Here is an 18,596-nt window from a genome sequence, read left to right on the forward strand (position 1 = left end):
CAAGTTCGACAGGGTCCGTTAAATCCGATCGACGATCGGATCGATTACGCTCGATGTTCAGTTTTCAAGGAACAAGTTCGTTGCTTCTCTATCTCGTCGTTGTCGTAACAGCGACCTTCATAATATATCACATTCGGCAGTTTCTTTGCAACAGGTAATTTCTTGCTGTACCTGATTGCTTGTCCGAAACCCGCTTTCTGCTTGCCTCTCCAAGAGGGGCGAGAGTTAATTTAACACATGTGCTGATGCAGAGTCAACCCTTTTCCGAAGAAAAAATCCCGACTTAACGACAAGGACGCCTTCACGCATCAATACAGCATGAGCAGGCGTCTCCGAAGAACGTTATTTGCTTGTCTTCAACCCTAGCGCGTAGCGCGACAGCTCCCGCGGCTGGGCAATTCGCGCATACATGCGAAAGATGATTCTGTAACGCTTCGAGATGGCTTCCTTAACAGGACCATCAAGTCTGCGATCACTCATATCGAGCAGCATCTCATCCATCTCTTTGCGCAGCATGTAGTCGAATTCCTTGCACTCTTTGTCGGTGAACATCATTCCGAGCATCGGCATGCCCTTAGCCTCCAGTCGAAATTAGCAGCATAATCGGATCGTCGTCTTGCTGAACGTTCCGGAATTGGGTTTTACTGTTATGCGCCATTTCGGCCGGCTTTATGACCGACAGGGGATGTTCTTCGTGAAAAGAAATTTTAGCCTTCCATCAGACGGTAAGTCACCGTACTCTCGATCACGGCCGCAATCAACAGCAGCAGAACGACAAGGATAGCCGCGGGCACGGAACCTTTGATGGCCAGCTTAAATCGAGCCCAAGGCTCGTTCCTCCCGATCAGCGATCCCCAGATCCCGCGAAGCAGCGACAAACCCAGACGTACGCCGAAGGCGCAGGCCAGCATAAGCGCAGGTATCTCCAATATGCCATGGGGAAGAATACCTTTGACGATCATCGGTCCGATCTGATAGCCGGCCGCAGCAAAGTTGCCGAACAGATAGCCCATGAGCATGCCGTTGACCACGAGCGTCACGATCGGCATCACGCCGGCGAATAGGCCTAAATAGAGCGACATCAGCGAGCTTCTCACGTTGTTCAACCAGATGGCCGTGAACAGTGTCTGCTCCGGATTGTTGGACGACTCGGCCGACTCGGAGATTCTTCTCACGCTCTCGATGGCTTCGTCAAGCCAATTGACAGGTCCCGTAGAGGAAGCCCCAACCACGAGGCTGGCGAAGAAAAGAATAAAGGCGAAGATCAAATACGGCTTGATGTCTCTCCAGTTCTGGTGCAATGCTTGTTTGCTAAACAAAACGATATCCTCCGTTTGCGCAAGGCGCGAATAACTTGTACTCGGCCAAGCATACATTGGTATTGACCAAGCCTAAGCCAGTCCATTTCCCCTAATTATGGAAAGGAGCGGAATGCCCCCATGAATCACTTCTTTGTTTATAACGCGCGAAATCTCAAACGGTTTCTCTTCTTGACGATTGCCGCTGTGCTCTCGATCGGCGTAATTTGGGCGGAGAGAGACAATGTCAGCGTATTCGCCCCCCATCCGCCCTCAGCGATCTATAACGTGCCGACTGATCGCAAAGTAGTGGCGCTGACATTCGATATCAGCTGGGGCGACAAACGCGCGGAGCCCATCCTGGACATCCTAAAGAACAAGGGCGTCAATAACGTGACGTTCTTCTTGTCCTCGCCTTGGAGCAAGACTCATCCGGAGATCGTGAAGAAGATCGTAGACGGCGGATATGAGATCGGCAGCCACGGACATAAGCATGACAACTACAGCCAATACAGCGAGGACGAGATACGCCGGCAGATTCAAACGGCGCACGATATCCTATCTGACATGACAGGACGGGCTCCCAATCTGATTCGGATGCCGAACGGAGACTTCGACAAACGCGTGCTGCGCGTGGCTGAGAGCATGAATTACAAAGTGATCCAATGGGACACGGACTCTCTCGATTGGAAGAACCCTGGCGTAGACGCCATTGTCTCGAAGGTTGTGACAAAGGCTCATCCCGGCGATATTATCCTGCTTCATGCAAGCGATTCGTGCAAGCAGACGCATGAAGCGCTGCCGATCATTATTGATCAATTGCGTGCGCAAGGCTACGAGTTCGTCACCGTCTCCCAACTGCTCAGCCAGACCGAGACGAAGGGCCAGACCGTCGAGGATCGCAGCGCTTGGACCGAGATGGCCTAATGCCCTATAGCTTATCTTGAAGCGTTGGCAGAGACGGCCGATGCGGAAGCATGAGGCTTGGAGAGCACTCGGTGAAGCCTCATGATCTGGAATGTATTGCAGACGAGCAACGGAATGAGTGTGAAAATAAGAGATGTGATTTTGCCAGATTGAAATCCCGGCATTGCCTCGATCGTCGTAACCGCGATCATGTAGAACAAGGTCGGTATCCAAGCCCCCGCGGTCGTCTCCTTCACCTTCCACCAGGCGACCGCAAGGCTTACTGCCGCCAATGCGAGCGGAATCAGCCAGAAGGTTGCAGCCGGGAAGGCGCTGTCGTATGTCCAATATCCAATCTCCGCCAGTACGAATACCGCCACGAACCCTTGCAGCGCTACCCAGTAATACGGCTTCTTGATTATGCTTCTAGCTATGTAATTCAACATCAGATAAGCGAAGAATCCCATGTGAGCGAACGCCCCGAACGTCAAGCCCGCCAGCGCCATCATCGTCACATTGAACATCCAGTCGTTGCCGGTCTTCACCACGACTTGGAACGAAGAATCGCAGAGCAGCATAATTATCCCCGCGATTAAGGATGAAGCGCCTCCAATCAGAATGGTGGTGCCGAACAAAGTCATCCATTTGCGCAAATTCAAGTCGAATTCCTCCTCTGTCAGTTCAATTCCCATTTTACCACGTTCATGTCAAAAAGCCATGAATGGCCCCTTATATTCACCGGAGACGCGTCGCATACTACTGACCAGAAGCCCATGAAGGGAGTAGGTCGGTAATGCGTTATCGTTGGCCATGGCTTGGCGCCATGCTGGGGCTAGCCGTCACGTTAACGTCGTGCGGAGCCGAGACAAGCAGCAGCGGCGGCGAACAAATGAGCTACAAAGACGTCAAATCGATGGTCATTGACATCCTTGGATCAAGCGAAGCTCAAGAAGCGCTTGACAAAGCTTCCTCCGCCAAGTATGGAGCCACCAGCCTTCATATGCAGGCATTGACTCCAGCCGATCAAGAACAAGTTCGGACTGCGGTGAAGGATGTATTGACTTCGCCTGAATACGATAAAATTCTGCGCGGCATTATGACGGATCCCAAATTTGCGGGAGAATTCGCCAAGGCAGTCAGCAAAGACAACAAGCAGTTGCAGAAGGATCTCATGAAGGATCCTACTTATCAGAAAGAATTGATCGGCGTTCTTAAGAGCAAGGATATGCAGACGGTCATGTTCGAAGCGATGAAGTCGACCGAATACCGTACGCAAATGATGAGCGCCGTTCAAGAAGCGGTTCAAAACCCGATCTTTAAGCTGGAAATTATGAAGATGCTTGAGAGCGTCGTGAAGGAACAGCTGAGTCCGACGAAGACTGTGCAAAGCGGCGGCGAAGATAGCGGCGGTCAGACGGACAGCGGTGAAGGCGGAGGAAGCGAGGGTGAAAGCGGAGGCGGTAACAGCGGAGGCGGTGGAGGCGGCGGTTAAGGTCCAATCAAAAAAACCGGCTATAGCCGGTTTTTTTGGGCGTGTCATTTAACTGTTGCAGCGTTCGATGATCTTGCGGGCAAGCGCCGTATATTCTTGTCCAGTCGGCGAGTCTGCCTTGTAAACCGACGGGGAGAAATCCGGCTCTGCCGGATGATTGTCCGGCGCGCCCAGCGGGAACTGCGCGAGCAATTCCGTGTGCAGCGTCTCGGCCAGCCTGCCTCCGCCCCCGCGTCCGAAAACGTATTCACGCTCGCCGGTCGATCGGCTCTCGTACCAGGACATATTCTCGACGACGCCAAGCACCTCATGCTGCGTCTTAATCGCCATCGCACCGGCGCGAGCCGCTACGAAGGCCGCCGTCGCATGCGGTGTCGTCACGATAATCTCCTTGCTCTGCGGCAGTATCTGGTGAACGTCAAGCGCTACGTCCCCCGTGCCCGGCGGAAGATCGAGCAGCACGTAATCCAGTTCGCCCCAGTTGATCTCCTGGAAGAAGTTGCGGAGCATTCGCCCCAGCATCGGGCCTCGCCAGACCACCGGGCTATTGTCTTCGACGAAGAAGCCCATCGAGATGACTTTAACGCCGAACCGTTCCACAGGATTGATCTTGTTCCCTACTTGTACGGGACGCTCCTCGATTCCCATCATATCGGGAACGCTGAAGCCGTAAATGTCACAATCCATTAATCCAACCCGCTTGCCGCAGCGCGCCAAGGCAACTGCCAAGTTCACGGTAACCGTCGACTTGCCGACGCCGCCCTTCCCGCTTGCGACCGCAATGAATTGCGTCTCGCTGCCCGGGGCCAGCAGGGGGCTGTTCTCCAAGCCTGCGCCATGACCTTTAACCGGAGGCGCTTGCTGCTGCTGTTGCTGCTGCGATGCTTGCTTCTCCTGGGAGTGGCCCAGCTTCGACAAAGTGTCGGCCTTCTCATGCTCCGTCATCGGCCGCACGCGAATGTGCGGCGCGGATGTATGGAGCTTGGCAAGCGCTTGGTGCAATTGCTCCTCCAGCTTGTCCGCTTGAGTGATGCTGTCTGGATGAAGCACTGCCGTCAGGGATATTCCGTTCTCCCGAACAACGACGTCTCTCACCAATCCTAGCGAGACCAGCGGTTGATCCAATGTCGGCTCGTTCACCGATTGAAGGGCATCCAATACATTTTCTCTCGTGATCATCATTACAACCCTCGCTTCATCTCGCACAATATCCTTATTATAGCATATCGCCGGACTTATGGCCGAGCGTTCCGGGATGCGCCTTCCCCGGAGCTATACCGAAGAATGCCCCGATACAGGGAAGCTGCCACTTTCTTCTGGTACGTCTCGTCCGCGAGAAGCTGCGATTCCTCCGGATGCGACAGGAATCCGATCTCGACCAGTGCGGTCGGCATCGTCAGCGTATTGAGCAGATATACTTTGTCGTTCGCAATCGCCGTGCGAGTGGTGTTGCCAAGCGACTCCTTGATCTCCTGCTGGATAGCCGTCGCAAGCCGCTGCCCTTCCTTCGATCCGGAATAATAGAACGATTGCGCGCCCGACCACTTGGAAGACGGGACGCTGTTCAGATGGACGCTGACGACAAGATCGGCTCGGCGATCCTGGATCGTCTTCACCCTCGCCTTCAAGTCCTCCGTCTTACGCTTCGAATAGCCTTGGACGCCGCTGCCTGCCAGGTCGTAATCGCCTTCGCGGGTCAGATAGACCAGCGCTCCCGCTTGCTGCAGATAATCGCGCAGATACAAGACGATGGCTAAGTTGATGTCCTTCTCGATGATGCCGTCTCGGCTGGAAGCCCCTCCGTCAACGCCTCCGTGGCCTGCGTCGAGCGCGATCACTTTGCCCGTCAGCGGAGTTGTCCAGAAGCTCCATGTCTTGGACACCGGCACTTCCGAAGACAGAACCGTGCACGCCAATACCAGCAATGCGGCGGCCGACAGAAGGCGCAGCCAAGCCTTGCGCGAGATCCATACCACGAAGCCGATTCGTCCTCTTCTGGGATGCGAACCGCCGACCTTTCCTCTATTGGAGCTATTAGACACAAAGAACCACCCCGTCCCAGCGAAGTACGCTACATCTTATGGGACGAGGTGGACAAATATGCTTATCTTCGTTCAAGCGGCGTGTGCTTAAGCCTCAACGGCTTCCGACATGCCCTCGATCAGGATCTTGGCGACTTCAGGGCGGGAGAATTCCGGCGGCGGGCAGATGCCGTCGCGCAGCATCGCACGCACCTTCGTTCCGGACAGCGTCAGATGATCCTCCTTGCCGTGGGGGCACGTCTTGCTGGATGCCATGTTGCCGCATTTGGTGCAGAAGAAGCTGTGCTCGAAGAACAACGGCATAATGCCCAGCTCTTCGGCTGAGAATGTGCGCAGCAGCTCCTGCGCTTCATATGTGCCGTAATAGTCGCCGACACCCGCATGGTCGCGCCCGACGATGAAGTGCGTGCAGCCGTAGTTCTTGCGAACAAGCGCATGGAAGACGGCCTCGCGAGGACCTGCATAGCGCATGGCGGCCGGGAAGACGCCGAGGAATACGCGGTCCTTCGGGTAGTAGTTCTCCAGCAGCGCCACGTAGCTCTTCATGCGCACGTTAGCCGGGACGTCATCGGACTTCGTCTCGCCAACGAGCGGATTCAAGAACAGTCCGTCAACAATCTCCATCGCTGATTTCTGAATATACTCGTGCGCTCGATGAACCGGGTTGCGTGTCTGGAAGCCGACGACCGTTCGCCACTGCTTGTCGGTGAAGATCTGTCTTGTCTCAGCCGGCGTGAAGTAGTACTCATTGAACTTCTCCGGAACCGGACGGTTCACCACTTGAATGAGGCCCCCGATGTAGACGTTCGGCCGCTCGAGCAGCTTGCGGACGCCGGGATGCTCCATGTCCTCGGTCTTGAACACTTGAACAGCCTCGCGTCGCTTATCGGGCTGGTAGATGCTCTCAACGTCGATTATCCCGTATGCGACGCCGTCGGACTCTCCTACCAGCGCAGCGCGCTTGCCGACGGACAACGCAGACGCTTGCTCTTCGGTTACCGCTAACGTGATCGGGATACTCCATATTTGGCCATTCTTCAGGCGCATGCTCTCGATGACCGAGACATAATCCTCTTCGTTAAGGAAGCCGGTCAGCGGGCTGAAGGCTCCAACGCCGATCAGATCCATATCCGAGACCGTCCAAGCGTTCACCGGGATGGCCGCAAGAGATGCAGCTTCCTTCAGCAGCGCATCGCGTTCCGCGCCAACTGCGATTCGATTCACCAAAGTGCCGCCATGCGGCTTGATTGCGCTCATCCTCGCGTCTCTCTCCTCTGCCGAATAATTTATTTGTGCAGGCCGCACTCGGTCTTCTCGAAGCCGGCCCAGCGTCCCGCACGCGGATCTTCGCCTGCCGCAACCGGACGTGTGCAGTACGCGCAGCCAATGCTCGGATAATTCCGGTCATGCAGCGGGTTGTAGATAATATCGTTCGTGCGGATATAATCCCACACGTCCCCGGTCGTCCAAGACGCCAGCGGATTGAACTTGACGAGGCCGAACTTCGTGTCGTATTCCACCTTCTTCGCATTCGCCCGAGTCGGAGCCTGATCACGGCGAATGCCGGTAATCCAGGCTTCATAGTTGCCCAGAATACGCGTCAACGGCTCGACCTTGCGAATGTCGCAGCAAGCAGTCGGATTGACGCTCCAAAGCTTCTCCCCGTGCTTAGCCGCTTGCTCTTCCGGCGTCAGCTTCGGCTTAACTTGAACGAATTGCAGCTTGTATCTCGCGGCGATCCGATCACGCGTCTCATACGTCTCCTTGAAGTGGAAATCCGTGTCCAGATAGAAAATGTCCGTAGATGGGCTGATCTTCTGCAGCATATCGACCAGCACGACGTCCTCAGCGCCGAAGCTGCAGGCGAACGTAATGTTCGGGAACGCTTCGACGGCCCAACGGATGACCGTCTCCGGGGAGGCATGCTCGAACTCCTCTGCTTTGTCGCGAATAAGAGCTTCTTTCTCCAGCAAATTCAACCGAATAACCCCCTAATGGTAAGTTAACACCCATTTGCAAGGAAATTATATGTTATCTGATCGGAATTATCAATATATAATGGACTTCTTTTTGTCATTTTGGCAGAAAGTATTTCTTGCAAGGTGCGGGCGCCCAATAGTATACGAAAAAAGCCTTCCCGATGTCCCTGATGGACAACGAGAAGGCTTTGATGTTGAATCGGATTAACGCTTGGAGAACTGAGGAGCGCGGCGAGCAGCCTTAAGGCCGTACTTCTTACGTTCCTTCATCCGCGGATCGCGGGTCAGGAAGCCGGCTTTCTTCAGCGTGGAGCGCAGCTCCGGATCTGCCTTCAGCAGAGCGCGAGAGATGCCATGGCGGATTGCACCAGCTTGGCCGCTCATACCGCCGCCGTTAGCCAATACGATGATGTCGTATTTGCCAGCAGTCTCGGTCAGAACGAGCGGCTGCTTAACGATCAGCTTCAGCGTCTCGAGACCGAAATATTCGTTGATGTCGCGTTTGTTGATCAAGATTTGGCCTTCACCCGGTACGAGACGAACTCGCGCAACCGAATGCTTCCGGCGGCCTGTTCCAATATAATTCGCTTGAGCCATTGGTAGGTCCTCCCTTTCGATTAACCGCGAAGTTCGTAAACTTCAGGTTGTTGGGCTTGGTGCGGATGTTCCGAACCAGCGTATACTTTCAACTTTGTTTGAAGCTGGTGACCGAGCTTGTTCTTCGGCAGCATGCCGTAGACAGCCAATTCGATCAGGCGAGCCGGCTTCTTGGCGATCATCTCGCCAGCCGTCGTCGTCTTCAAGCCGCCCGGATAGTGGGAGTGCGTGTAGTACTTCTTCTGCTGCAGCTTCTTGCCGGTCAGAACGATCTTCTCAGCGTTGATAATCACGACGAAATCGCCGGTATCCACGTGAGGGGTGAATTCAGGTTTGTGTTTGCCGCGGATCAGAGATGCGGCTTCGGTAGCCAGACGGCCGAGGGTCTTGCCTTCAGCGTCGATGACGTACCACTTGCGTTCGACTTCATTCGGCTTCGCCATATAAGTTGTACGCATAGTTGATCCTCCTTCTTATTCGCCGTAATCCGTTGTATATCAACGTTATTCAAGTCATGTCATACATCATCAATTCTTGTCTAAGGCACATCAGCCAGCGGACGATTGACTAGATCCTTGCCGCCGTTCAACGACGTAAGGTCAACCGTTCACTTCGTCAAAACTTGGTGTCTCTTCACCGGGGCCGTGGGATAGCCATGAAGAAAGCACAAAAATTATTGTACAGCATAACTACCGGATTCGCAAGCGTATTATTCGCAATTATCGTCTCCGATGAATGGCTGCCTGCCAATCGATTCCCCACTCCGGTCCGTATTCCACGCTCATAAGCGTCAGCCCATGCGGCCTAGCGGTTGGACCGGCTGCCGCACGGTCTCGGGCGGCCAATATTCGTGCCATCTCTTCCGGCTGCCGTTTGCCTTCACCGATCTGCAGAAGCGTTCCGGCAATAATCCTTACCATATTATATAGGAATCCATTGCCGGTCAGATAAAGGCAAGACTTGCCCCTGCCTTCCTCTTGGAAGCCATCTCCGCCCGGCAAGTGAAGCAGCTTGGCTTCATACAGCGTTCGGATGTGACTCGGCTTCGTCGAATTCGGCGAGGTGAACGAGGTGAAGTCATGCTCGCCAATCAGATGGCGGAGCGACTCTCTCATCGCGTCGAAGCGAAGCGGCTTCGGGTGATGGAAAGCATACTGGCGGCCGAACACATCCGGAAATTGCGAGCTGTCGATCATATAGCGATATGTCTTCCGTATAGCCGAACGGCGAGCGTGGAACGCTTGAGGTGCCTCTACAGCTGCACGGACGACAATATCTTCCGGAAGTCTAGCGTTTAGCGCCAGCGCCCATCGCTCGATTGGAATCCGGGAGTCGGTACGAAAGCTCACGACTTGACCAAGCGCGTGAACGCCGGCGTCCGTTCGACCCGATCCGTGAACCTTCACGGGTTCCCCTAACAACAGGCGTATCGCATGTTCGAGCCGGTCTTGAACCGTGTTGCCTTCCGGCTGGCTCTGATAGCCGCTGTAGCCTGTACCGTCATAGCTGACTAACAAGGCAATAGTCCGCATAGGCGATTCCCTCCGGAACAAAATACACCTTAGAAGCTCGCTTGGTTCCTTCGGCACAAAAAAAGGATGACCCGAAGATATGTTCGGACCATCCTTTCTTGTTCCGGTCTTACGCGCGATCTACGAGCTCGAGGAACACCATCGGGGCGGAGTCGCCGCGACGAGGTCCAAGCTTCAAGATGCGAGTGTATCCGCCCGGACGCTCAGCGTAACGAGACGCCAAGTCGGAGAACAACTTCTGGATGGCGTCTTGATCGCCGTTCAGCGTTTCACGACGCACGAATGCCGCCGCTTGACGACGGGCATGAAGATCGCCGCGCTTCGCGAGCGTAATCAGTTTCTCGGCGATGGAACGCACTTCCTTGGCTTTCGCTTCGGTCGTTTGGATGCGCTCGTACAGGAACAGGTCGGTTACCAGGTCGCGGAAGAGGGCCTTCCGGGAGCTGGAATCGCGACTCAGTTTTTGGTAAGCCATCGTATTCCCTCCTTGCTGCTTATTCTGCCTTGCTTATTCTTCGACTCTTAAACCGAGACCGAGCTCTTCGAGCTTCTCTTGCACTTCTTCCAAGGACTTGCGGCCCAGGTTGCGGACCTTCATCATATCCTCTTCGGATTTGGTGATCAGCTCTTGCACCGTATTGATGCCGGCTCTCTTGAGGCAGTTGTAGGAGCGGACAGAGAGATCGAGCTCTTCGATGGTCATCTCGAGCACTTTCTCCTTCTTGTCCTCTTCCTTCTCCTTCATCGTCTCGGTATCTTTGGCTTCGTCCGTTAATCCGACGAACAACGACAAGTGATCCGTCAGGATCTTCGCGCCCAAACTGACCGCTTCTTCCGGTCGAATACTGCCGTCGGTCCAAACTTCGAGCGTGAGCTTGTCATAGTTAGTCACTTGGCCGACACGGGTATTTTCGACTTTATAGTTTACGCGGGTAATAGGCGTGTAGATCGAATCGACCGGAATGACGCCGATCGGCTGATCTTCCTTCTTGTTGCGATCCGCCGGGACGTAACCGCGTCCCTGTCTGGCAAAAATGCGCATATGAAGGCGCGCACCGGAAGCCAGAGTCGCGATGTGCAGATCCGGATTCAAGATCTCCACGTCGCTGTCCGCTCGAATGTCGCCCGCCGTCACAACGCCTTCGCCTTCAGCATCAATCTCGAGCACTTTCTCCTCGTCGGAATGAATCTTGAGCGAGAGACGTTTCAGATTGAGGATAATTTCCGTAACATCCTCAATGACGCCCGGAACGGTGGAGAACTCGTGAAGGACTCCGTCGATCTGCACCGATATGACGGCTGCGCCCGGAAGGGACGACAGCAGAATGCGGCGGAGGGAGTTGCCCAACGTCATGCCGTAACCGCGTTCCAGCGGCTCCACGACGAAACGTCCGTACCTCTTGTCTTCTTGGATCTCCACAGATTCGATTTTCGGCTTCTCGATCACAATCACAACCATAACCCTCCTTCAAAACGTCGCTGCATTGCTGACGTTGCCGTTTGTTCACCTCGATCTTCAAAGGTAAACAATGTAGTATGCCTAACCATTACAACCATTATTCACAAGTTGTTCTTGTTTGATACCACAGCGGCTGGCTTATACGCGACGGCGTTTCGGAGGACGGCAGCCGTTATGCGGGATCGGCGTAACGTCTTTGATCATGCTGACCTCAAGACCTGCTGCTTGGAGAGAGCGGATAGCCGCTTCTCGGCCTGCACCAGGACCTTTAACCATAACTTCAACGGTACGCATACCATGCTCCATTGCTGCGCGAGCTGCGGATTCAGCCGCCATCTGCGCTGCGTACGGAGTGCTCTTACGGGAGCCTTTGAAGCCAAGGTTGCCGGAGCTCGCCCAGGAGATCGCGTTGCCGTGCGGATCCGTGATCGTCACGATCGTATTGTTGAACGTGGAGCGGATATGCGCGACGCCAGAGTCAATGTTCTTCCGGTCACGACGCTTGGTACGAACGACTTTCTTGCCTTTTGGTGCCATGTTGATTATCCCCCCTTATTACTTCTTCTTGTTAGCTACCGTACGACGCGGGCCTTTGCGCGTGCGGGCATTCGTCTTCGTACGTTGGCCGCGAACCGGCAAGCCGCGACGGTGGCGGACACCGCGATAGCAGCCGATCTCGATCAGACGCTTAATGTTCAGAGCAATCTCGCGGCGCAGGTCGCCTTCAACCTTCAGCGACTTGTCGATACCTTCGCGAATGCGAGCAAGCTCGTCTTCGGTCAGATCGCGAACGCGCGTGTCGGGGTTGATGCCGGCCGTTGCGAGCACCTTCTGGGAAGTCGTTTTACCGATTCCGAAGATGTACGTCAGGGCGATTTCCACCCGCTTGTCGCGGGGAAGGTCAACACCAGCAATACGTGCCATGCTTTACAGCACCTCCTCTTAGCCTTGTTTTTGTTTGTGTTTCGGATTCTCGCAGATAACCATCACGTTGCCTTTGCGGCGAATGACTTTGCATTTCTCGCAAATCGGCTTGACCGAAGGTCTCACCTTCATGATAATAACCTCCTTCAATGTGCGATCGTAACCAGATGTGCTTAAGCACCCAAGCGATCGTCACGAGTGGTGCGGTAGATCGGATAAGCTATTTGCGGTAGGTAATCCGGCCCCGCGTCAGATCGTAAGGCGACAGTTGGATAACCACTTTGTCTCCCGTCAGAATACGGATGAAGTGCATCCGCAGCTTGCCGGAGACGTGCGCCAGTATTTGGTGTCCGTTCTCGAGTTCAACTCGGAACATGGCGTTTGGCAGCGGTTCGATGACCGTTCCCTCTACCTCAATGACGTCCTCTTTGGCCACGGTCATTCTCCTTTCTCTTCAGCATCAGCTTCGAGCCGACGCATTGCGTCGGCGATGGCGAACCGGAGCTTCCCGTTGGTCACGCGTCCGGTCTCTCGAAGACTGCTTGCGACTTCGGCGCTGGACATCCCGATAGGGTCGAGATGCAGCACATTCTTGCGTTTCGGCCGGTCGAATCGGCGTTTGTCGCCGTCGGCCACGAGAACGAAACGCTCATCCTCGAGGGCGATGACAACCGTCAATGTTCCCTCGTCCTTGCCGCGCCGGTTCTTCACGATGTCGCCGGGCGACAACCTTGCGTGATCCGTCATGTCGATTCACCTAGGCTTCCGTTCGGGTCAGGATCTCGTACCCATCTTCAGTCACGGCAATCGTATGTTCGAAATGCGCGCACAGGGAGCCGTCCACGGTAACGACCGTCCAGTTATCGGAGAGTGTCTTCACGTATCGTTCTCCCACATTGACCATCGGCTCGATCGCCAGTACCATGCCTGGCTTCAGCCGCGGCCCCCGATCGGGAGGACCGTAGTTCGGAATTTGCGGTTCCTCGTGCAGTTCAGTGCCTACGCCGTGACCGACATATTCGCGAACGACCGAGAAGCCTGCCTCTTCGATGACTTGCTGGATGCGGTGCGAGATCGTGAACAAACGCACATCGGGGCGGACTTGCTCAAGGCCAGCGTACAGCGACGCTTCCGTCACGTCAAGCAGCCTTTGAGCCGAGTCGCTAATCTTCCCGACGCCGTAAGTCCAGGCGGAATCTCCGTGATAACCTTTATACTGCGCGCCGATGTCGATGCTGATGATATCACCCTCTACGAGCTTCCGCGGACCGGGGAATCCGTGAACGAGCTCCTCGTTGACGGAAGCGCATATGCTGGACGGGAATCCGTTATAGCCTTTGAAGGAAGGAACGGCGCCTTGGCTGCGGATGTACTCGTCGGCGATCCGATCAAGCTCCGCGGTCGTGATGCCGGGGACAACCGCCTGCTTCATCAGGCGATGCGTCTCCGCGACAATCCGGCCGGCCTCCCGCATCAACTTCAATTCCGATTCGGATTTGCACACGATCATGGCTGGTTACCCTCTCAGGAGGGAACCGATGTCGGCCGTAACCGCGTCGATATCCTTCTCCCCGTCCACATCACGGAGCAAACCTTTGTTGCCGTAGTATTCGAGCAACGGCGCCGTCTTGCTCGTATACTCGTCCAGCCTCGTGCCGACTTTCTCTTCCGTATCGTCGGAGCGCTGATACAGCTCGCCGCCGCACTTGTCGCACACGCCGTCTTGCTTCGGCGGATTGAACATCACGTGGTAGGTAGACCCGCAAGACTTGCAGATCCGACGCCCCGTCAGGCGAGCCAGCAGGAAGCTGCGGTCCACCTTCAGGTTAATGACGTGGTCGATCTTGCGGCCCATGTCGGCAAGCATCTGATCGAGCGCTTCGGCTTGAGCAAGCGTACGCGGGTAGCCGTCGAGCAGAAATCCGGCTTCGCAGTCAGGCAGGGACAGACGATCGCGGACGATGCCGTTCGTTACTTCGTCCGGTACGAGAAGGCCTTGATCGACATACTCTTTGGCCTTCTGTCCGAGCGGAGTGTTCTCTTTCATCGCCAAGCGGAACGCGTCCCCCGTCGAGATATGCGGAATGCCGAATGTCTCGACGATTCGTTCGGCCTGCGTGCCTTTGCCGGCGCCAGGGGGCCCCATAAACAGAATGTTCATTGCTGTTCCTCCCAAGGCGTTGTCTTACTTATTGATAAACCCTTTGTAGTGGCGTTTGATCAAGTTGCTCTCCACTTGCTTCATCGTCTCGAGCGCAACACCGACGACGATCAGCAGCGAGGTGCCGCCAAGCGTAATGTTGCGAGGCAGATCGCCAAGCGTTCCGAAGATAACCGGAAGGATCGAGATGATGGCAAGGAAGATCGCCCCTGCCAAAGTGATACGAGTAATAACGCGCATCAGGTAGCCCTGTGTCGGTTTGCCCGGACGAATGCCAGGGATGTATCCGCCGTTCTTCTTCATGTTGTCAGCCAATTGTTGAGGATTGAACTGGACGAACGTGTAGAAGAAGGTGAATCCGACGATGAGCAGAATGTACAGAACCATACCGAGCGGCTTGTCATAGTACAGATGGTTGATGATCCATCTTGCCCACTCGTGATCCGACCAGAAGTTCGCGATCGTAACCGGGAACAACAGCAGCGAAGAGGCGAAGATAACCGGGATAACGCCGGCGCCATTCACTTTAAGCGGAATGTGCGTCGATTGGCCGCCGTACATTTTCTGTCCGACGACGCGCTTCGCGTATTGAACCGGAATCTTGCGCACGCCTTGCTGGACGAAGATTACGCCAACAATGAGCAGCACAACCACGAGGACAATGATCACGATCCGAAGAATGCTCCAGAACGTTTGATCGCTAGTGGCGTTCACGAACTGATCGCGGTAAATGTCCTGCGCATATTGCGGAATGCGGGATACAATCGCCGCGAACATCAGGATCGATATACCGTTACCAATCCCCTTCTCATTAATCTGCTCGCCCAGCCACATAAGGAAAGCCGTACCTGCAGTCAACACGATGGCAATCATGATGTAGGTGGCGGCAGTCGGATCTACAACCATCTGAAGGCCATACATCCGATTGAAGCCGATCGCAGTAGCAAATGCCTGAATCAACCCCAGAACGATCGTTCCATAGCGCGTAACCTGAGCCAACTTCCGTTTGCCGTTCTCGCCTTCCTTCGCCCATTCCGCGAATTTCGGAATGACGTCCATCGACAGCAACTGCACGATGATGGAAGCCGTAATATACGGCATGATCCCCAGTGCGAAGATCGAGAACTGGAACAGCGCCCCGCCAGAGAAGGTGTTCAGAAGGCCGAACAACTCGTTGCCTTGTTCGTTAGTCGCCTCGAGCACGCTCTTGTCAATGTTCGGAACCGGAATGAAAGAACCTACGCGATAGACAAGCAGGATGAGAAGTGTGAACAGGATCCTCTTGCGAAGGTCCTCGACTTTCCAAATGTTTGAGACGGTCGCGAACATTAGATCACCTCGGTTTTACCGCCGGCGGCCTGGATTTTTGCTGCTGCGGATTCAGAGAACTTGTGTGCCTTAACCGTCAGCTGTACGTTCAACTCGCCGTTACCCAGGATCTTAATGCCATCCTTCGGATTCTTGATGATGCCGCTGTTCAGCAACAGTTCCGGCGTTACTTCCGTGCCAGCCGCAAATCCGTTCAGTTGATCCAGGTTTACGATCGCGTATACAGTCGCGAAGCGATCGTTGTTGAAGCCGCGCTTCGGCAGTCTGCGGTACAGAGGGTTCTGGCCGCCTTCGAATCCGGGACGAACACCGCCGCCGGAACGGGCGTTTTGACCTTTGTGACCGCGGGTGGACGTCTTGCCCATACCGCTGCCGATGCCGCGACCGACGCGCTTGCGGCTGAACTTCGATCCTTCAGCAGGAGAGAGTTCATGCAATTTCATCGTTCGTCGCACCTCCTTGAGTGATTTGCAGTTACGTATTTATCTTATACTTCTTTGACTTCGACCAAGTGACTAACGGTATTCAGCATACCGCGTACCGCAGCGTTGTCGGCTTTGACAACGGACGAGTTCACTTTCGACAGTCCCAGGGATTGAATCGTAGCGCGTTGATTAGCGGGACGGCCGATCAAGCTGCGCTTGAGGGTGATTTGCAAGTTAGCCATCTTCTTCCCCTCCTTAACCTAACAGCTCTTCCACGGTTTTGCCGCGGAGTTTCGCCACGTCTTCGGCGCGCTTCAGTCGGGAAAGTCCTTCCAACGTCGCATTCACCATGTTCATGGAGTTGGAGGAACCGAGCGATTTCGTCAAAATATCGCCGACACCAGCCAGCTCGAGTACCGCGCGGACAGGGCCGCCCGCGATAACTCCGGTACCTTCCGCTGCCGGTTTCAGCAACACTTTGCCGGCGCCGAATACACCCGTAACGGCGTGCGGAATCGTCGTGCCAACCAGCGGAATGTAAATCAGATTTTTCTTGGCGTCTTCAACGCCTTTGCGAATGGCATCCGGAACTTCGCCTGCTTTGCCGATTCCGGCGCCGACCCAGCCTTTGCCGTCGCCGACAACGACGAGCGCGCTGAAGCTGAAGCGGCGTCCGCCTTTGACGACTTTAGCTACGCGGTTGATCTGGACCATCTTTTCCGTAAGTTCCAACGTATTGGGATCTACACGCAAGTCGTTTACCCTCCTTGTGTCAAAATTTGGTTATTAGAACTGCAGGCCGGCTTCGCGAGCCGCGTCTGCCAGTGCTTGAATACGACCATGGTACAAGTAGCCGCCGCGATCGAACACGACGCTCTCATAGCCTTTCGCCTTCGCGCGCTTGGCGATCAGTTCGCCAACCTTGCGAGCGGACTCCACGTTGCCGCCGTTCTTGATCTCGGAAGCAATCTCTTTGTCAACCGTGGATGCGGAGGCGATCGTTACGCCTTTGACATCGTCGATCAGCTGAGCGTAGATGTGCTTCGCCGAGCGGAACACGGACAAACGAGGACGCTCGTTCGTGCCGCTGATCTTCTTGCGGACGCGAAGATGACGCTTCAGACGGGCTTTGTTCTTGTCGCCTTTGGTAATCATTCAGAGATACACTCCTTAACGGTTGCATATGGGCAGCTTTAGGCCACCCGCAACTTCGTTTTATTATTTCTTCTTGCCGGCTTTGCCCTCTTTGCGGAGGATGCGTTCGCCTTCGTATTTGATGCCTTTGCCTTTGTAAGGCTCCGGCGGACGGACTTCGCGTACTTTAGCCGCGATAGCGCCGACAGCTTCTTTGTCGATGCCCTTAACGATGATTTTGTTCTGAGCCGGTACTTCGAACTCGATGCCTTTCTCAGGAACGAATTCAACCGGGTGGGAGTAACCCACGTTCAGAACGAGCTTCTCGCCGCTCTTGCTGGCGCGGTAACCGACGCCCACAAGCTCGAGGCTCTTCGAGAAGCCTTCCGTTACGCCGCTTACCATGTTGGCAACGACGCTGCGGGTCGTGCCATGAAGCGAGCGATGGAGCTTCTCGTCGGAAGGACGCTCGACCGTAATAACGTTCGAGTCGACCGTAACCTTCATGTCTTTATGCAGTTCGCGGGACAAAGTTCCTTTCGGTCCTTTGACCGTAATCAGGTTGTTGTCCAGGTTCACGTTCACGCCGTTAGGCACCTGGATAGGTTTACGTCCGATACGGGACATGAGTACACCTCCAATCTTGTGCTAGTTAAATTACCAAACGTAGCAGAGAACTTCGCCGCCGGACTTGGATTGACGAGCTTCCTTGTCCGTAACGATGCCCTTCGACGTCGAGATAATCGCGATGCCGAGGCCGCCCAGTACGCGCGGTACTTCGTTCGACTTCGTATAAACGCGCAGGCCCGGTTTGCTAATGCGCTTAAGGCCGGTGATGACGCGCTCGTTATTCGGACCGTATTTCAGGAAAATACGGATTAGCCCTTGCTTGGTATCCTCTACGTACTCGGCATCACGGATGAAGCCTTCGCGCTTGAGGATTTCTGCGATTTGCTTCTTCACGTTAGACGCAGGCAGTTCTACCGTCTCGTGGCGCACCAGGTTCGCGTTGCGAATGCGCGTCAGCATATCTGCAATGGGATCAGACATAACCATGGGGTAAACCTCCTTCCCGAACTAAACTGATTACCAGCTCGCTTTTTTGACGCCAGGGATCTGGCCTTTGTATGCCAACTCACGGAAACAAATCCGGCAAATCTTGAACTTCTGCAGCACGGAGTGCGGACGTCCGCAACGTTCGCACCGCGTGTAAGCACGGACTTGAAACTTCGGCGGGCGTTGTTGCTTCACTTTCATCGACGTTTTTGCCACTTGCTTTCACACCTCCCAAAGGGTTACCTTGGCTCGTTGGCCAGGT

At 54.9% G+C, this 18,596-nt stretch carries 29 protein-coding genes; 2 read left to right on the forward strand and 27 right to left on the reverse strand.

The features are described 5' to 3' along the window. Positions 1-342: 342 nt before the first annotated feature. Both H4Q31_RS18050 and H4Q31_RS18055 read right to left on the reverse strand, forming a co-directional pair. Positions 343-564 (reverse strand): hypothetical protein, encoded by a 222-nt coding sequence (locus H4Q31_RS18050; protein ID WP_185180539.1) that lies wholly within the window; start codon positions 562-564, stop codon positions 343-345. Positions 565-707: 143 nt separating this feature from the next. Beyond that, complete coding sequence (locus H4Q31_RS18055) at positions 708-1,319, reverse strand: stage II sporulation protein M (RefSeq protein ID WP_185180465.1); 612 nt, start codon at positions 1,317-1,319, stop codon at positions 708-710. A gap of 120 nt (positions 1,320-1,439) precedes the next feature. Between H4Q31_RS18055 and pdaB the strand changes: the two genes are divergently transcribed. Continuing rightward, positions 1,440-2,225 carry a polysaccharide deacetylase family sporulation protein PdaB gene (gene pdaB / locus H4Q31_RS18060; protein ID WP_185180466.1) on the forward strand — a complete coding sequence of 262 codons (786 nt, stop codon included), beginning with the start codon at positions 1,440-1,442 and terminating at the stop codon, positions 2,223-2,225. A gap of 11 nt (positions 2,226-2,236) precedes the next feature. Here the strand turns inward: pdaB and H4Q31_RS18065 are convergent, their stop codons facing one another. Beyond that, positions 2,237-2,863 (reverse strand): KinB-signaling pathway activation protein, encoded by a 627-nt coding sequence (locus H4Q31_RS18065; RefSeq protein ID WP_185180467.1) that lies wholly within the window; start codon positions 2,861-2,863, stop codon positions 2,237-2,239. A gap of 134 nt (positions 2,864-2,997) precedes the next feature. On the opposite strand from H4Q31_RS18065, the gene gerD reads away from it, so the two are divergent. Then, positions 2,998-3,696 (forward strand): spore germination lipoprotein GerD, encoded by a 699-nt coding sequence (gerD, locus tag H4Q31_RS18070; protein ID WP_185180468.1) that lies wholly within the window; start codon positions 2,998-3,000, stop codon positions 3,694-3,696. Between the two features lie 48 nt (positions 3,697-3,744). Here the strand turns inward: gerD and salA are convergent, their stop codons facing one another. From salA to H4Q31_RS18190, 24 genes are all read right to left on the reverse strand, one after another. After that, positions 3,745-4,875: an iron-sulfur carrier protein/transcriptional regulator SalA gene (gene salA / locus H4Q31_RS18075; protein ID WP_185180469.1), complete on the reverse strand. Its 1,131-nt coding sequence runs from the start codon at positions 4,873-4,875 to the stop codon at positions 3,745-3,747. 56 nt (positions 4,876-4,931) lie between these two features. Beyond that, entirely contained in the window at positions 4,932-5,672 is a 741-nt protein-coding gene (cwlD, locus tag H4Q31_RS18080; RefSeq protein WP_311771760.1) for an N-acetylmuramoyl-L-alanine amidase CwlD, read from the reverse strand. Positions 5,673-5,825: 153 nt separating this feature from the next. Beyond that, positions 5,826-6,995: a sulfate adenylyltransferase gene (gene sat / locus H4Q31_RS18085; RefSeq protein ID WP_185180470.1), complete on the reverse strand. Its 1,170-nt coding sequence runs from the start codon at positions 6,993-6,995 to the stop codon at positions 5,826-5,828. Positions 6,996-7,024: 29 nt separating this feature from the next. Further along, entirely contained in the window at positions 7,025-7,717 is a 693-nt protein-coding gene (locus H4Q31_RS18090) for a phosphoadenylyl-sulfate reductase (protein WP_185180471.1), read from the reverse strand. A gap of 204 nt (positions 7,718-7,921) precedes the next feature. Beyond that, positions 7,922-8,314 (reverse strand): 30S ribosomal protein S9, encoded by a 393-nt coding sequence (gene rpsI, locus H4Q31_RS18095; protein ID WP_185180472.1) that lies wholly within the window; start codon positions 8,312-8,314, stop codon positions 7,922-7,924. Positions 8,315-8,334: 20 nt separating this feature from the next. After that, positions 8,335-8,772 carry a 50S ribosomal protein L13 gene (gene rplM, locus H4Q31_RS18100; protein WP_185180473.1) on the reverse strand — a complete coding sequence of 146 codons (438 nt, stop codon included), beginning with the start codon at positions 8,770-8,772 and terminating at the stop codon, positions 8,335-8,337. Between the two features lie 261 nt (positions 8,773-9,033). Beyond that, the gene (truA, locus tag H4Q31_RS18105; protein ID WP_185180474.1) at positions 9,034-9,846 is read right to left on the reverse strand and encodes a tRNA pseudouridine(38-40) synthase TruA; all 813 of its coding nucleotides are present in this window, start codon (positions 9,844-9,846) and stop codon (positions 9,034-9,036) included. 109 nt (positions 9,847-9,955) lie between these two features. After that, complete coding sequence (gene rplQ / locus H4Q31_RS18110; RefSeq protein ID WP_185180475.1) at positions 9,956-10,321, reverse strand: 50S ribosomal protein L17; 366 nt, start codon at positions 10,319-10,321, stop codon at positions 9,956-9,958. 33 nt (positions 10,322-10,354) lie between these two features. Then, positions 10,355-11,299, reverse strand: a complete 945-nt coding sequence (locus H4Q31_RS18115) for a DNA-directed RNA polymerase subunit alpha (protein WP_185132629.1) — start codon at positions 11,297-11,299, stop codon at positions 10,355-10,357. Between the two features lie 144 nt (positions 11,300-11,443). Continuing rightward, positions 11,444-11,842 carry a 30S ribosomal protein S11 gene (gene rpsK, locus H4Q31_RS18120; protein WP_185180476.1) on the reverse strand — a complete coding sequence of 133 codons (399 nt, stop codon included), beginning with the start codon at positions 11,840-11,842 and terminating at the stop codon, positions 11,444-11,446. A gap of 18 nt (positions 11,843-11,860) precedes the next feature. After that, entirely contained in the window at positions 11,861-12,229 is a 369-nt protein-coding gene (gene rpsM, locus H4Q31_RS18125) for a 30S ribosomal protein S13 (RefSeq protein ID WP_185180477.1), read from the reverse strand. An 18-nt stretch (positions 12,230-12,247) separates the two neighbouring features. Further along, complete coding sequence (rpmJ, locus tag H4Q31_RS18130) at positions 12,248-12,361, reverse strand: 50S ribosomal protein L36 (protein ID WP_003333770.1); 114 nt, start codon at positions 12,359-12,361, stop codon at positions 12,248-12,250. A gap of 88 nt (positions 12,362-12,449) precedes the next feature. Further along, positions 12,450-12,665 (reverse strand): translation initiation factor IF-1, encoded by a 216-nt coding sequence (gene infA, locus H4Q31_RS18135; RefSeq protein ID WP_015253312.1) that lies wholly within the window; start codon positions 12,663-12,665, stop codon positions 12,450-12,452. Between the two features lie 2 nt (positions 12,666-12,667). Further along, complete coding sequence (locus H4Q31_RS18140) at positions 12,668-12,976, reverse strand: KOW domain-containing RNA-binding protein (RefSeq protein ID WP_185180478.1); 309 nt, start codon at positions 12,974-12,976, stop codon at positions 12,668-12,670. A 10-nt stretch (positions 12,977-12,986) separates the two neighbouring features. After that, positions 12,987-13,739: a type I methionyl aminopeptidase gene (gene map, locus H4Q31_RS18145; protein WP_185180479.1), complete on the reverse strand. Its 753-nt coding sequence runs from the start codon at positions 13,737-13,739 to the stop codon at positions 12,987-12,989. A 6-nt stretch (positions 13,740-13,745) separates the two neighbouring features. After that, on the reverse strand, positions 13,746-14,390 hold the full coding sequence (locus H4Q31_RS18150; protein WP_185180480.1) for an adenylate kinase: 645 nt from the start codon (positions 14,388-14,390) through the stop codon (positions 13,746-13,748). 24 nt (positions 14,391-14,414) lie between these two features. Beyond that, a complete protein-coding gene (gene secY, locus H4Q31_RS18155; protein ID WP_185180481.1) occupies positions 14,415-15,719 on the reverse strand; it encodes a preprotein translocase subunit SecY in 1,305 nt (434 codons plus the stop codon). Beyond that, on the reverse strand, positions 15,719-16,162 hold the full coding sequence (rplO, locus tag H4Q31_RS18160) for a 50S ribosomal protein L15 (protein ID WP_185180482.1): 444 nt from the start codon (positions 16,160-16,162) through the stop codon (positions 15,719-15,721). The genes secY and rplO overlap by 1 nt, the downstream gene beginning before the upstream one ends. A 44-nt stretch (positions 16,163-16,206) precedes the next feature. Continuing rightward, a complete protein-coding gene (rpmD, locus tag H4Q31_RS18165; RefSeq protein ID WP_185180483.1) occupies positions 16,207-16,386 on the reverse strand; it encodes a 50S ribosomal protein L30 in 180 nt (59 codons plus the stop codon). A 13-nt stretch (positions 16,387-16,399) separates the two neighbouring features. After that, positions 16,400-16,897, reverse strand: a complete 498-nt coding sequence (gene rpsE, locus H4Q31_RS18170) for a 30S ribosomal protein S5 (protein WP_185180484.1) — start codon at positions 16,895-16,897, stop codon at positions 16,400-16,402. Positions 16,898-16,930: 33 nt separating this feature from the next. Beyond that, positions 16,931-17,299, reverse strand: coding sequence for a 50S ribosomal protein L18 (gene rplR / locus H4Q31_RS18175; protein ID WP_185180485.1), 369 nt, complete (start codon positions 17,297-17,299; stop codon positions 16,931-16,933). 63 nt (positions 17,300-17,362) lie between these two features. Then, positions 17,363-17,905 carry a 50S ribosomal protein L6 gene (rplF, locus tag H4Q31_RS18180; RefSeq protein WP_185180486.1) on the reverse strand — a complete coding sequence of 181 codons (543 nt, stop codon included), beginning with the start codon at positions 17,903-17,905 and terminating at the stop codon, positions 17,363-17,365. Between the two features lie 30 nt (positions 17,906-17,935). Further along, positions 17,936-18,334, reverse strand: coding sequence for a 30S ribosomal protein S8 (rpsH, locus tag H4Q31_RS18185; protein ID WP_185180487.1), 399 nt, complete (start codon positions 18,332-18,334; stop codon positions 17,936-17,938). Between the two features lie 30 nt (positions 18,335-18,364). Then, a complete protein-coding gene (locus H4Q31_RS18190; protein ID WP_185180488.1) occupies positions 18,365-18,550 on the reverse strand; it encodes a type Z 30S ribosomal protein S14 in 186 nt (61 codons plus the stop codon). Positions 18,551-18,596: the final 46 nt, after the last annotated feature.

This window comes from Cohnella lubricantis (assembly GCF_014212015.1).
GTDB classification, from domain to species: domain Bacteria; phylum Bacillota; class Bacilli; order Paenibacillales; family Paenibacillaceae; genus Cohnella; species Cohnella lubricantis.